Source organism: Pseudomonas simiae (genome assembly GCF_900111895.1).
GTDB classification, from domain to species: Bacteria; Pseudomonadota; Gammaproteobacteria; order Pseudomonadales; family Pseudomonadaceae; genus Aquipseudomonas; species Aquipseudomonas simiae.
Genome location: NZ_FOKB01000001.1, coordinates 625177 through 638992 on the forward strand (window position 1 = coordinate 625177; position 13816 = coordinate 638992).

The following is a 13816-nucleotide window of genomic DNA, read 5'->3' on the forward strand; positions in this document are numbered from 1 at the left end:
TGTCCCCTTCGTCTAGTGGCCTAGGACACCGCCCTTTCACGGCGGTAACAGGGGTTCGAGTCCCCTAGGGGACGCCACGATTACCCGCTCTGCGGGATTTTTAAGGGTCATTCAATTATTGAATGGCCCTTTTGTTTGTCTGGCGTTTGGCCAATTCTCTCCTCTTTCCCATTCTTCTCCTCTGACCAACGGTCGCGCGGGTGGCTTGCGGAATATTATTATGGTAATAATATTCAACCCATGAGCATCGGAGGCAATGATGAGCGATAAAAAAGCGCAAACCCGCGAACGCATTTTGCAGGCCGCCAGCGCCGCGTTGATCCAGCGCGGCCCGGCTGAGCCGAGTGTGGGTGAAGTCATGGGCGCGGCGGGGCTGACCGTCGGTGGTTTCTACGCGCACTTCGAAAGCAAGGACGCACTGATGCTGGAGGCCTTCACCCAGTTGCTGGCCAAGCGTCGTGCGTCGATTGATGACATGGACGCCCAGTTGACCGGAGAGGAGCGCAGAAGCCTTGTGGCGGCGTTTTATCTGTCACGCAAACACCGTGACTCAACTGCCCAGGCCTGTCCGATCCCGGCAACTGTCGGCGAGATGAGCCGCCTGCCAGATGAATTCCGCCAAGCGCTGAACGAGCATTGCGAGCTGATGGCCGCGCAACTCGCCGCCAGCCCTGAAGACACCGACAAAGCCCTGGCTGACATGGCGCTGATGATCGGTGGCCTGGCCTTGGCCCGCGCCTTGGGGCCCGGTGAGTTGTCTGACCGTGTGCTGCGCGCCGCCAAGTCGGCCGTGCGCTAGAAGAGGGTTGTCATGATGGGCACATTAACCTGGATTCGTCGCTTCAACGGCACCCTGGGGCACCTGGCGCCGCAAACGGTGGCCGGCAAGATGCGCCGCGCCTTCATGACACCCCGCGACCTGCCGCCGCGTGACTGGGAGCTGCCGCTGCTGGCGCAATCGGAGCGCATCACCTTGCGTTTCGGTTTGTCCGCCTTGCGTTGGGGCCAGGGGCCCGCAGTATTGTTGATGCACGGTTGGGAAGGGCGGCCCACTCAATTCGCCAGCCTGATCACGGCGTTGGTCGATAACGGTTATTCAGTGATTGCGCTCGACGGCCCTGCCCATGGTCGTTCGCCAGGGCGTGAAGCCCATGTGCTGCTGTTCGCCCGTGCCATGCTCGAGGCCGCTGCCGAGTTGCCGCCGCTGCACGCGGTGATCGGCCATTCCATGGGCGGCGCCAGTGCGATGTTGGCGGTGCAGTTGGGCTTGCGTACCGAGGCGCTGGTCAGCATCGCTGCACCGTCACGCTTTCTGGATGTGCTGCGTGGCTTCACCAAGATGGTCGGTTTGCCGGCGCGGGCACGCTTGGCCTTCATCCATGAGGTCGAAATGACCTTCGGCATGCCGCTCAAGCATTTGGATGTGGCCCACTACCAGATGAACATTCCTGGCCTGATCGTGCACGCCGAAGACGATACCTTCGTCCCGGTCAAAGCCTCCCAAGCCATTCACGAAGCCTGGTTTGACAGCCGTCTGCTGCGCCTGGAGAAGGGCGGTCACCAGAAAGTACTGGCCGATCCGCGCGTGATCGACGGTGTGCTGGCGCTGCTGGCCGGCCGTCGTTTACAGGAGCGGCAAACTGCCTGATACACTGCCCCGGTTAAGTTAATCGACCGGGAGCAAGGCATGGGCTGGGATTTGGCAACGCCGTTTATCATCGATCTGCAGGTCGCCCCTGAAGACATCGACGGCCTGGGGCACGCCAATAACGCGGTGTACGTGTCCTGGCTGGAGCGCTGCGCCTGGCGCCATTCCCAGCGGCTGGGCCTGGACCTGACCGAATATCGCCGCCTGGACCGTGCCATGGCGGTGGTGCGTCATGAGATCGACTACCTCGCCGCAGGCTACGAAGGCGATGAGTTGCAACTGGCCACCTGGATCGTCGACTGGGACCAGCGCCTGAAGATGACCCGGCGCTTTCAACTGGTACGCCCGCGTGACGGCGCGACCCTGCTACGCGCGCACACCACCTTTGTCTGCATCGAGCTGTCCACCGGCAAGCCCAAGCGCATGCCCGCGGAATTTCTCGACGGTTATGGCCCCGCCCTGACAGGGGGTTAACGGTTGCTGTGGGAAACCCAGTAAACTGCGCCACGATTTTTGTTGAGTGTTTTCCATGCAAATTGCTTTGGCGCCCATGGAGGGGTTGGTCGACAACATCCTGCGGGACGTTCTCACCCGTGTCGGCGGTATTGACTGGTGCGTGACCGAGTTCATCCGCGTCAACGACCGCCTGCTCACCCCAGCGTATTTCCACAAACTCGCCCCGGAACTGCTCCACGGTGCCCACACCGCTGCGGGTGTGCCGTTGCGTGTGCAATTGCTCGGCTCCGACCCGGTGTGCCTGGCGGAAAACGCCGCGCTGGCGTGTGAGCTGGGTTCGCAGGTCATCGACCTGAACTTCGGCTGCCCGGCCAAGACCGTCAACAAGTCCCGAGGCGGTGCGGTGCTGCTCAAGGAGCCGGAGCTGCTCAACCAGATCGTCGAACACGTCCGACGCGCAGTGCCGGCCCACATTCCCGTCACCGCGAAAATGCGCCTGGGTTTCGACAGCCCGGATGGCGCTCTGGTCTGCGCCACGGCCCTGGCCGAAGGCGGCGCGGCGCATATCGTGGTGCATGCGCGTACCAAGACCGACGGCTACAAGCCGCCTGCCCATTGGGAATGGATCCCGCGCGTACAGGAGGTGGTCAAGGTCCCGGTGTTCGCCAATGGCGATATCTGGAGTGTTGAAGACTGGAAGCGCTGTCGCGAAGTCAGTGGCGCCGAAGACATCATGCTGGGCCGTGGCCTGGTAGCGCGTCCGGACCTGGCGCGGCAGATCGCTGCGGCGCGGGCAGGGGAGGAGGTGGTCGAGATGACGTGGGCAGAGATGCAGCCGATGCTCCAGGAGTTTTGGACCCAGTCGGTGGCGCAACTGACTGAACGTCAGGCGCCGGGGCGTTTGAAGCAATGGCTGGCGATGCTCACCCGCAATTACCCTGAGGCGGTGGAATTGTTTACGCTGATGCGCAGGGAAACCGACCTGGAGCAGGTCGGGCGTTTGTTGGGTATGCCCAGTCGGTGCGAACAGTCTGTGGCGCTGCAAGATTAGGTTTACATATATAAGTGTTTCATCTGTTGCTGTAAGGGGCGCCGAAAGGTGCCTTTTTTTTGTCTGAAAAATATGTTTGGCATCGCCCTGTGCTGGCTGGGCCTGGCTTGGGTTTTTTATTTGTTTTGGGTGGTTGTTGTGGTGTTGCGAGATATATGCAAAGGCGTATGAATGTTTGGCTCAACTGCTACTGAAGTTTAATTTTTTAATGTTCTCGGGTGGTAGGACAGGTACTTGCGCGTGCGCCAATTAACATAGCTTTTGTTTTTTAAATAGCGTTGTTGTTTTCATTAAGTTGCTTTGTTCATGGGGTGTTTCCTCAAGTTTCCACTCTTGGGTGGATGCGAGGCGCGTGCAGTCTGGGTTTTTCTGCGAATGTCCATAGGCGAACGTCTCGGGTGCCCAATTGGTTTCCTTATATAAGCCACGATTATTCGGAACTCATCTCCGTTGCGCCCCACGAATCTTGCGAGTTTGTCGAACTCACCGTTGTTTCACACTTAATGTCAATCGTGGTCTCTCTCCTGCCGGTGCGGGGGTGGGCACAGATTCAGGAATAAAAATATGTCTAATGTCTCGGCCAAGCAGTTCATGCCAACGAACACACATTATCCACAGCTTAACCAGACTTCCGTGCACGCTGATAAATCGCTCGAATTGTCGCCGTCTATGGACAGTATGAATAAGTTTCTAAAGGACAGTAGTCCGACACCAAAAGAAAACAATGTGCCGATGAATAAGGAGTCCCTGGAAAAGTTATTTGCCATGTTTGAGTTCGCGGTCAAAGCGATGCGTAGCATGCTCGCGGGCATGGGGGTGTTGCCCCGCCTGCCTAGTGACCTTGATGCCCAGCCCCCGGTGAAGCCTGGTACCGATGGCAAGAACGTTCCGGATATGAAGGCCGAACACAAGGTCGCACCGGGGGTGGATACCAAGAAGACCGTGCTACCTGGCACCGATACCAAGAACGTGCCGGATGGGAAGGTCGAGCATAAGGTCGCACCGGGGGTGGATACCAAGAAGACCGTGCTACCTGGCACCGATACCAAGAACGTGCCGGATGGGAAGGTCGAGCAGAAGGTCGCACCGGGGGCGGATACCAAGAAGACCGTGCTGCCTGGCACCGATGCCAAGACCGTTGTGGATGCGAAGGCGCAGGACAAGGTTGCACCCGAAGCGGATACCAAGGCACGGGTGAAGCCGGACCCGGAGGTTAAAGTCATGCCGGATGGTCGTACCCAGGTGAGCATTAGGCCTGACGGCAAACTCGATACTCAGCAGGCAAAGCCTCCTCTCACCCCTGTGGATTATAAAAATAAGCTGTCGTCTGATATCAACGTGACGGTGCAGGTCCAAAACTGTCATTGCCCGCATACAGATGAAAAAGTAGCGCCACAACCTCCGGTGACGCCGAGGCTTGATAAGCAGCCGTCTCCACAACCCCCGGTAATGCCGAAGCCCGACGGACAGCCGTCGCCACAGCCTCCGGTCATTCCGACCCATGTGAATCCCAAGCCTGTTACCCCGACCAACGTGAATCCCAAGCCTGTTACCCCGACCAATGTGAATCCAAGGCCGGACATCCCGACCAACGTGAATCCAAAGCCTGATACCCCGATCCATGTGAATCCAAGGCCTGTTACCCCGACCAACGTGAATCCAAAGCCTGATACCCCGGCCCCTGTGAATCCAAAGCCTAATACCCCACCCAATACGGACCTTACATCCCCCGCACCGGATGACTTGGTTGATGATTGCAGCAGCCAATCCCATAAGCGTTTCGACAACCACCGAGCTAACAAGCCTGGCCTCCGTCCACGTTTTTGAGCCCGTTATCTTGACGCGTTGAACATAAATGCTGGTCCTCTGGTCGTTTCGGCCAGGGGGCACTCAATGAGACTTAAAACATGTTATCGATAAGCCATAACCGTGTTGTATCGCCAACTATTGAGCCTTGCCGGACACCAGACCATTCAGTTCGTGCATCGCTCCACTCTGTGCCCAGAGAAAACGTTCGTACTGCAACAGCTGTTCCTCGCTCAGAGGTAAAGTCCGATAGTTTCAGTAATAACGCGGACACTTCGGCCTTGCTCAGCATGTTGGGAGAAGTGTTCAAGCAGTTTTTCACTCAATTGCAAAGCCTCTTGCGTGGAGACGTGCATCCGGTTGAACCGAAAAACAACGATGTACCTGCACCGTCGCCACGCGTACAACCCACTCCCGATACGAGGCTCACCGATAAACAAAACGAACCTATCCCCGAGCTTTCCACTCAGCGTCGAGGTGCAAAGCCCAAAGATATCTTCAGTGGTTTTCGTCAGGGCAGAAATGGTAACTGTGTGACAATCTCCGCTATCAAGGCGGCGATGGCAAAGTTTGGCCAAAGCCCTAAGGATATTTACAAGTCTGTCGAGAAAGGCGTGGATGGATTTAAAGTTGTCATGCGTGACGGCATGACGGTAGAACTCAGCAAGGCGGAGTTGGACAGTGCCATCCGCGGCTCCAACTTTGTTGGAATAAATGATCCTGGCATGCTCAAGGATGCACATTTCCTGTTTGCAGTTTCTGCCAAGCGGGCGCAAATGGAGAACAACGACGGACGGGCAGGCAAAAGTTATGAAGCCGCCATAAGAAGCCTCAACGATGGTGAAGATGAATGGGGCCCTGGGGAGGGGTTCAAACGTCTGGGGCTAAAAGACCATATGAAGCGTGTATCGGTGCGTGAATTCGCTGACAAGTCATTGATTGGCATGGTCAACCGGCGCGGGCACTCAGTGGCTATCGTGGACGGAATTGAAGAGAACTATGGGCGCAAAGGCGGCCGGCCCACAGGCGGCCAAGCCATCGCGTTGATGTGACAACAACGTTTGATCTGATTTTCTTGTCACGAACTCGTCCAACTAATTAATAAAAGAGTTAACGATATGAGTACGTTTGCAATTGGATCTTTCGTGCGTTCTAACCCCATGGCTGCGCAGTTGTCGAGTGCTTTAGGAATATCTCGCACTCCCCCTGTTGATGTGCCGGAGCGTGGCTTCGGTGAGCATTTCAATGCCAGTTCGCACAGCGCCGTCATTAATCTGATGATGCTCACGTTTGGCCCGCGTCCTGCGGATTTTTTCAACGAAGTAAAGGGCAGTAACGATGGGTATGACGTGACCATGAAAGATGGTTACACGCTGCATGTTTCCAAACAGGAGTTGCAGCAGGCGGCGTCCGCGTCGCGTTTTACCGGCCATCACAACGATGCACTGAGCAGTGCCCATTTTGCGTTGGCTGTGTTTATCAAGCGCAAACAATCAGCCAGCGGTAATGCGGCTGATCGGCCTGGTTTTGAGTCGGTCTTGACCCAGTCGTTGCAGGGTGAAACGGCGTTCAACATGCTCAAAGGCATGGGGTTGTCCGGCCATCTCCAATACCGCCCCACTGCAACGGCTATGTCGGAGGGGCTTGCGGGGGTTGCAGACAGCTATGACTCTGGCTCGTCGTTAATTTACGCTGACAAGGCGCATCAGTTTGGTCGGCAACGTTCTCCCGATCGAAGCTATATGTATACGTTGGTGAGCGACAGTGTGCCAACGCCCCGTATTGCCCCTGCCCCCGAAACGCCGACGGTCGTCCCCGAGGTTGAACTGCGCAACAAAAGTGTCCGTCCCGGCGTTGCAGAGGTGTTGCAGGGATTTGCGCCGGTCTCGCGTAGTTTCGGCGAAGTGTTTGATCTGAGCAGCCATGCTGCTGTCATCAAGATGATGATGCTGCGGTTTGGCCGCTCGCCCTCCGACATGTTTGAAACGGTCGAGGCCACGAAAACGGGTTACCGCATCACCATGAAAGATGGGTTTGAAGTGACGCTGTCAGCGCAGGAGTTGCAACGCACCTGTGGAGCCTCACGATTGACCGGCCCTGACGCGCCAATGGGCGCCGATGCCAATTTCATGCTGGCCGCCTTTGCCAAGCGCAAGCAGGTCGAGGGCAATGTTGAGTTTGATGCAGCGCTATCGAGCACCTTGCGTGGGGAGCACACCTATCGCGTGTTGAAAGGCATGGGCCTGATCGGCTTCATACGCGTTGTGCCCCCCGATAAATTGCGTGAGCCAGGCAGCGTCGGCGTTATCAGCACCTTTAACTATTCGGGTGCATTGGTCGCGGATGGCATCAAGCATGATAACGGTGGGCAAGCGGCTGTCAGCAAGGATTATGGCTACCAGCTTGCCGCAGACGTACCGGTCGAACCCAACGGTAAGCCTGCGCAGTTCTCGGCGGTGCCCGTCGGCACAAAGCCTGTCGATATCTGGAACGGTTTCTATCAAGGCGTCGAGGGTAACTGTGTCACGGTGTCGGCAATCAAGGCTGCGATGATGAAGTATGGGCAGAACCCTATGGGGATCTTCAAGCATGTCACCGAAACGCCCGAAGGTTTCACCACCATCATGCGTGATGGTTGCACGGTGCGCTTCACTCACGTCGAGTTGCAAAGGGCGCGAGCGGCTGCCAACTTCCATGGCGAGGACAAGGGCCTGGTTGACGATGCGGTATTCCTCTACGCGGCGAGCGCCAAGCGTGCCCAGCTGGAAAATCATGAGTTCCGCGCCAGTGCAAGTTTTGACGCCGCCCTGAAAACGCTGAACGACGGTGAGATTCCGGGCGATGCGTTGCGTCGCCTCGGCTTATACGCTTTTACCCGCCCCAGTAGCGTGCAGGAGCTGGCATCAGGCGTGCCAGGCACCTTGGCGAACTTCGGGCATTCGGTGGTCGTTGTGGAGGGGGCCATTGATGAATATGGCATCAAGCGCGAGTTGCAAGGTTCGGACTGGATGCAAAAGGAAGGTCACGCCTTGAAACTGGTTTAACCCCGGCCTTCTCCCGCGAGTAAACGCTCGCGGAATCCGATCATGGGCAGCGGTCGGCTATGCAAATACCCTTGGTACAAATGGCAGCCCAGGCCCTGCAGGAAGGCCAGTTGGTCCTGGGTTTCCACCCCTTCGGCAATCACCTCCAGGTTCAGGCTGCGGGCCATGGCGACAATGGCGCGGATGATCTCGGCATCGTTGGGGTCATGGGTGGCGTCACGCACAAACGACTGGTCAATCTTCAGGGCATCCACCGGCAGGCGTTTGAGGTAAGTGAGCGATGAATAGCCGGTGCCGAAGTCATCCATCGCAAAGCTCACGCCGAGTTTTTTCAAGCGACGCATTTTGCTGATGGTGTCGTCCAGGTTCTGGATCACGATGCCTTCGGTAATTTCCAGTTTCAACAGGCTGAACGGCAATTTGTGCTGCTTGAGACTGCGCTCCACCCGCTCCACGAAGTCGTTCTGGCGGAACTGCCGAGGGCTGATGTTCACGCACAGACTGAAATTCAGCGGGTCGACCAGGCCTTCCGCAATCAGTTGTTGGAAGGCCGCACAGGCTTCATCCAGGATCCAGGTGCCGACTTCAAGAATGAGGCCGCTGTCCTCCAGCACCTTGATGAATTCGGAGGGTGACTGCGCGCCCAATTGCGGATGCTGCCAACGCACCAGGGCCTCGGCGCCGACGATGCGGTTGCCGCGCGCATCCACTTGCGGTTGGTAATGCACGCTGAATTCACCGCGCGACAGGGCCAGGCGCAGGTCAGTCTCCATGCGCAGGCGTTCGCTGGCGGTTTTTTGCATGCTGTTGTGGAACATCTGGGTGGTATTGCGTCCTGAATCCTTGGCGCGGTACAGGGCGATATCGGCACGCTTGAGCAGGTCCGCCGGCGTGGAGCCGTGATCGGGAATCAATGCCACGCCAATGCTCGGTGTGACCTGTAAACGATGGCCGTCCAGAAACATCGGCTCGGAAAGCAGCTCACGCAACGTGTCGGCCAGCTCCTGTACCTGGTTGCTGACCTCCGTGCGCGTGCCATCCAGGCCGCTGAGCAACACCACGAACTCATCGCCACCCAGGCGCGCCACGGTGTCTTCCATGCGCACGCTGGCTTCCAGGCGGGCCGTGACGATCTTCAGCACGGTATCGCCCACCGGATGGCCCAGGGAATCGTTGATGTGCTTGAAGTGGTCGAGGTCGAGGAACAACAGTGCGCCGCGCAGGTTATGCCGCTTGAGCAGGGCGATCTGCTGGCTCAGGCGGTCCATCAGCAGGGCGCGGTTGGGCAGGTTGGTCAGTGGGTCGTGGTAGGCGAGGTGGCGGATCTGTGCCTGGGCGTTTTTCAGCAGGCTCACGTCTCGTGCGGTCAGCAGCAAGCACGGGGTTTCGTTCAAGGTGATGGGCTCTACCGAGACTTCCACTGCCAGTAACTCACCGCGCTTGTTGTGCCAGAGCATTTCCAAGTAATTGATACGGCCCTTGATCTGCAATTCGGCCAGGAGCGCGGCGCGTTGGTTCTCGTCGGCCCAGATGCCGATCTGGTAAAGGGTCAGGCCGATGGCCTCCTCGGCGCGATAGCCGGTCAGGCGGCAGAAGCCGTCGTTGACCTCCACATAACGGCCGGTGTCGCGCTCGGTGATGGAAATGGCATCGGGGCTGGAATGGAAGGCTTTGGCGAACTTCTCTTCGCTGGCCTTGAGCGCCGCTTCCGAGCGTTGCTGCTGAGTGATGTCGCGCAAGGTGGTGACGATACACGGCTGGTCACCCACTTTGATCAGTCGGCTGGAAATCACGCAGGTCAGCGCCTGACCGTTCTTGTGATGCGCCACGATCGCCACATTGCTCAACGCCTGCTCGCGGATCACCCGCTCGATCCGTTGCAGACGCTTGCTGGATTCGTCCCACAGGCCGATCTGTTCGGCGCTCTTGTCGATGACTTCGGCGGCCGTCCAGCCAAACGTCTGGGTAAACGCGGGGTTGATCTCGATAAACGTGCCGCCGTCCAGACAGGTGACGCAGATCGGGTCGGGGCTGACCTGGAACAGGCTGGCGAATTTTTCCTCGGAGGCGGTCAGGCGCTGTTCGCGTTCCACCTGGTCAGTGATATCCAGCAAGGTGCCGGCCATGCGCAGCGGTGCGCCCTGTTCGTCACGGTACAGGCGCGCGCGGCTTTCGAGGTAGCGCGAACTGCCGTCTTCCATCGGCACGCGGTAAGTCAGTTGATAGTTGCCGGCTGGGCCTTCGCGCAGGGTCCGATAGGCGTTGCGCATGCTTTCGCGCTCGTCATCGGGCATGCCTTCGAAGAAGGCGTCGAACGACTCATGGAAGGGTTCCGGCGGCAGCCCGTGCAATTGGGCGGCGCGGGCCGAGCCATAGAGCATGCCGGTGGGGATGTGCCAGTCCCAGGTACCCAGTTGCGCCGAATCCAGGGCCAGGTCGAGGCGCTCCTGGCTGTCCTTGAGGGCCTGCTCGGCGTTTTTGCGCTCGGTGGTGTCGAGAAAGGTGCTGATCAGGTAGGCCTCGCCCTCCAGCTCGACCTTCTGTGCACTGAGGGTACCATCGTGGATTTGGCCATTACTGGCGCAAAACTGCACCTCCATGGTGATCGGCTCGCCCTTGCGCTGGGTGGCTTTTACCAGCTGCGCGCGTTGCTCCGGGTGGCGCCACAGGCCGAGGTCCAGGGTGGTGCGGCCGATGGCGTCGGCGAGCGGCCAGCCGAACAGCATTTCAAAATACTGGTTGGCTTCGCTGATCAGGCCGTCGGCCTGGCGGGTCAGCAGGACCATGTTCGGGCACAGGTGGAACAGCGTGGCGAAGCGTTTCTCGGAGTGGCTGAGGGCGTTTTCGCGGTCGCGCTGGTGGGTGATTTCGCGGATCACCCCGATCATGCGGCGCCGTCCGGCCTTGTCCGGCGCCAGGCTGCCGTTGATTTCCAGCCAGTGCAGGCTGCCATCTGGCCATTGGATATGGTGATGCATGGCCTGTTCGAACGGCTCGCCCGCCAGCACCGCATGGAATGCCCGCACTACGCGGGCGCTGTCTTCGGGGGCCAGCAGGTCCAGGTAGTCCAGGTCGTTGGGCAGCGGCTGGCGTGGGTCAAAGCCAAACAGTGCCTGGGTGCCCCGTGACCAGCTGATACGTCCGCTGTCGATTTCCCAACACCAAGCCCCTAGCCGGGCAGCATTGAGCGCTGCCAGCAATTGCGGGGCGCTGTCCCAGCTTTGTTCCGCCGCTTGGGGATCCAGGGCGTAGATGCGGGGCAGGGGTGGCACGGAATCGACGGGGTTGCGCATTATCAAAGGGCCTTGGCTCAATGGGCGTTCAGCGCGGTTCTGTTCAGACCTTGAGGCCGCACGGCTTCATGCCGGTATCCCTGGCAGATCGACCTGTGCATCCAATAGGCTCATGAAAGCCCGCGCAGCGTTCGACAGCGTCCTTTCGGTGTGCACGATATAGCCTAGCTGGCGACTGAGCTGTATGCCCGGTAAAGCGATACTTGCCACCTGATCATCGAGCATGGTGCGTGGCAGCACGCTCCAGGCCAGGCCGATGGACACCATCATCTTGATAGTTTCCAGATAGTTAGTGCTCATCGCGATGTTCGGGGTGAGGCCCTGGGCCTCGAACAGGCGGCTGACGATATGGTGGGTAAAGGTATTACCTCCAGGGAAAACCGCCGGGTGGCCGGCAATATCGGCCAGGCTGACGCTGCCGTTGCTGATCAGGCTGTGTTCCGGCGCCACCACGAAATCCAGCGGGTCATCCCAGACCGGGGTGGCGCGTACCAGGTTGTGAGGATCGGGCGCCAGGGTAATCACCGCCACTTCGGCGCGGCCATGGAGGATTTCTTCGTAGGCCACTTCCGAATCGAGGAACTGAATATCCAGCGCCACATTCGGGTATTCCCGGGTAAAGGTACGTAGCACCGGCGGCAAGCGATGCAGGCCGATGTGGTGACTGGTGGCCAGGGTCAGCCGGCCGCTGACTTCGCCGGTGAGGTTGGTGAGCGCGCGGCGGGTGTCGTCCAGCACGTTGAGGATCTGATAGGCGCGCGGCAGCAAGGCCCGTCCGGCTTCGGTCAAGCCGACTTCACGGCCCAGGCGATCGAACAGGCGCACCTTTAATTGTTGCTCCAGACCGGCGATGCGTTTGCTGATGGCCGGTTGGGTCAGGTGCAGGCGCTCGCCGGCGCCGGAGAAGCTGCCAGTCTCGGCGATGGCAATGAAGGCATTGAGGTTGGCCAGATCCATGGATGTATTCCAGTTGGTAATCCAAAGCATAAAAAATATGAATTTGAGTTATTTAATGTAGCGCCATACCATCAGCCTCACAAGCCAAAGGGTTATTGAAAAGCCCGGCATAAAGAAATACCGCTGATGAGGACCGACTGATGGCCGGCAAAACGCTTTACGACAAGCTTTGGGATTCCCATGAAGTGAAACGGCGCGACGATGGTTCGTCGCTGATCTATATCGACCGTCACATCATCCATGAAGTGACCTCGCCCCAAGCGTTCGAAGGCCTGCGTCTGGCCGGGCGCAAGCCTTGGCGCGTCGACTCCATCATCGCCACCCCCGACCACAACGTGCCGACCACTCCCGAGCGCAAAGGTGGCATCGACGCGATTGCCGACCAGGTTTCGCGTTTGCAGGTTCAGACCCTCGACGATTACTGCGACGAATATGGCATTACCGAATTCAAGATGAATGACGTGCGTCAAGGCATCGTGCACGTGATCGGCCCGGAGCAGGGCGCCACCTTGCCGGGCATGACCGTGGTGTGCGGTGATTCCCACACCTCCACCCACGGTGCATTCGGCGCCTTGGCCCACGGCATCGGCACCTCCGAGGTGGAACATGTGTTCGCCACCCAGTGCCTGGTCGCCAAGAAAATGAAGAACATGCTGGTCAAGGTCGAAGGCACATTGCCATTTGGCGTGACTGCCAAGGACATCGTCCTTGCGGTGATCGGCAAGATCGGCACCGCTGGCGGTAACGGCCACGCCATCGAGTTCGCCGGCAGTGCGATTCGCGACCTGTCTATCGAAGGCCGCATGACCATCTGCAACATGTCCATCGAAGCCGGTGCCCGCGTCGGCATGGTCGCGGCCGACGAAAAAACCGTCGAATACGTCAAGGGTCGCCCATTTGCTCCGCAAGGTGCGGATTGGGACGCCGCTGTTGAAGCCTGGAAGGACCTGGTCTCCGACGCCGACGCGGTGTTCGACACCGTGGTCGAGCTCGACGCTGCCCAGATCAAGCCACAAGTCAGCTGGGGCACTTCGCCGGAAATGGTCCTGGCCGTCGACCAGAACGTGCCGGACCCGGCTAAAGAAACCGACCTGGTCAAGCGCGGCTCCATCGAGCGCGCCTTGAAGTACATGGGCTTGCAGGCCAACCAAGCGATCACCGACATCCAGTTGGACCGCGTGTTCATCGGGTCCTGCACCAACTCGCGGATCGAAGACCTGCGCGCTGCGGCGGTGATCGCCAAGGGCCGCAAAGTGGCGTCGACCATCAAACAAGCCATCGTGGTGCCGGGTTCGGGCCTGGTCAAAGCGCAAGCCGAAGCCGAAGGCCTGGACAAGATCTTTCTTGAAGCCGGTTTTGAATGGCGTGAGCCAGGCTGCTCGATGTGCCTGGCGATGAACCCGGACCGTTTGGAATCGGGCGAGCATTGCGCCTCCACCTCCAACCGTAACTTCGAAGGGCGTCAGGGCGCCGGTGGGCGTACCCACTTGGTCAGCCCGGCCATGGCTGCTGCAGCTGCCGTCAACGGTCGTTTCATCGACGTTCGCGAATTGATCTGAGG

General features: G+C 59.0%; 10 protein-coding genes and 1 tRNA gene. 9 read left to right on the plus strand and 2 right to left on the minus strand.

The window, feature by feature from the left end; genetic code table 11:
• The first annotated feature begins 1 nt into the window (after position 1).
• The 8 genes from BMZ57_RS02850 (at position 2) to BMZ57_RS02885 (ending at position 8005) form a co-directional block, all read left to right on the plus strand.
• Positions 2-77: transfer RNA gene (locus BMZ57_RS02850), tRNA-Glu, on the plus strand.
• A 182-nt stretch (positions 78-259) separates the two neighbouring features.
• Positions 260-799, plus strand: a complete 540-nt coding sequence (locus BMZ57_RS02855) for a TetR/AcrR family transcriptional regulator (RefSeq protein WP_010209050.1) — start codon at positions 260-262, stop codon at positions 797-799.
• A 15-nt stretch (positions 800-814) separates the two neighbouring features.
• Entirely contained in the window at positions 815-1648 is an 834-nt protein-coding gene (locus BMZ57_RS02860) for an alpha/beta hydrolase (RefSeq protein ID WP_069672480.1), read from the plus strand.
• 39 nt (positions 1649-1687) lie between these two features.
• The gene (locus BMZ57_RS02865) at positions 1688-2122 is read left to right on the plus strand and encodes an acyl-CoA thioesterase (protein WP_042571801.1); all 435 of its coding nucleotides are present in this window, start codon (positions 1688-1690) and stop codon (positions 2120-2122) included.
• A gap of 55 nt (positions 2123-2177) precedes the next feature.
• Positions 2178-3155 (plus strand): tRNA dihydrouridine synthase, encoded by a 978-nt coding sequence (locus tag BMZ57_RS02870; RefSeq protein WP_010209053.1) that lies wholly within the window; start codon positions 2178-2180, stop codon positions 3153-3155.
• Between the two features lie 564 nt (positions 3156-3719).
• On the plus strand, positions 3720-4982 hold the full coding sequence (locus BMZ57_RS02875) for a hypothetical protein (protein ID WP_074900387.1): 1263 nt from the start codon (positions 3720-3722) through the stop codon (positions 4980-4982).
• Positions 4983-5251: 269 nt separating this feature from the next.
• Positions 5252-6013, plus strand: coding sequence for a hypothetical protein (locus BMZ57_RS02880; protein WP_069672438.1), 762 nt, complete (start codon positions 5252-5254; stop codon positions 6011-6013).
• A 66-nt stretch (positions 6014-6079) separates the two neighbouring features.
• Entirely contained in the window at positions 6080-8005 is a 1926-nt protein-coding gene (locus tag BMZ57_RS02885) for a hypothetical protein (protein WP_069672439.1), read from the plus strand.
• Here the strand turns inward: BMZ57_RS02885 and BMZ57_RS02890 are convergent.
• Complete coding sequence (locus BMZ57_RS02890) at positions 8002-11298, minus strand: EAL domain-containing protein (RefSeq protein WP_010209058.1); 3297 nt, start codon at positions 11296-11298, stop codon at positions 8002-8004. The genes BMZ57_RS02885 and BMZ57_RS02890 overlap by 4 nt on opposite strands.
• A gap of 66 nt (positions 11299-11364) precedes the next feature.
• Complete coding sequence (locus BMZ57_RS02895) at positions 11365-12255, minus strand: LysR family transcriptional regulator (RefSeq protein ID WP_021491201.1); 891 nt, start codon at positions 12253-12255, stop codon at positions 11365-11367.
• Positions 12256-12395: 140 nt separating this feature from the next.
• Here BMZ57_RS02895 and leuC point away from each other — a divergent pair, with 140 nt between their 5' ends.
• Positions 12396-13814 (plus strand): 3-isopropylmalate dehydratase large subunit, encoded by a 1419-nt coding sequence (gene leuC, locus BMZ57_RS02900; protein ID WP_010209060.1) that lies wholly within the window; start codon positions 12396-12398, stop codon positions 13812-13814.
• The last annotated feature ends 2 nt before the right edge of the window (positions 13815-13816 follow it).

Excerpts from the sequence above, each read along its gene's own strand:
- BMZ57_RS02855 (WP_010209050.1), top strand. The coding sequence starts at position 260 with ATGAGCGATAAAAAAGCGCAAACCCGCGAACGCATTTTGCAGGCCGCC.
- BMZ57_RS02860 (WP_069672480.1), top strand. The coding sequence starts at position 815 with ATGGGCACATTAACCTGGATTCGTCGCTTCAACGGCACCCTGGGGCAC.
- BMZ57_RS02865 (WP_042571801.1), top strand. The coding sequence starts at position 1,688 with ATGGGCTGGGATTTGGCAACGCCGTTTATCATCGATCTGCAGGTCGCC.
- BMZ57_RS02870 (WP_010209053.1), top strand. The coding sequence starts at position 2,178 with ATGCAAATTGCTTTGGCGCCCATGGAGGGGTTGGTCGACAACATCCTG.
- BMZ57_RS02875 (WP_074900387.1), top strand. The coding sequence starts at position 3,720 with ATGTCTAATGTCTCGGCCAAGCAGTTCATGCCAACGAACACACATTAT.
- BMZ57_RS02880 (WP_069672438.1), top strand. The coding sequence starts at position 5,252 with ATGTTGGGAGAAGTGTTCAAGCAGTTTTTCACTCAATTGCAAAGCCTC.
- BMZ57_RS02885 (WP_069672439.1), top strand. The coding sequence starts at position 6,080 with ATGAGTACGTTTGCAATTGGATCTTTCGTGCGTTCTAACCCCATGGCT.
- BMZ57_RS02890 (WP_010209058.1), bottom strand. The coding sequence starts at position 11,298 with ATGCGCAACCCCGTCGATTCCGTGCCACCCCTGCCCCGCATCTACGCC.
- BMZ57_RS02895 (WP_021491201.1), bottom strand. The coding sequence starts at position 12,255 with ATGGATCTGGCCAACCTCAATGCCTTCATTGCCATCGCCGAGACTGGC.
- leuC (WP_010209060.1), top strand. The coding sequence starts at position 12,396 with ATGGCCGGCAAAACGCTTTACGACAAGCTTTGGGATTCCCATGAAGTG.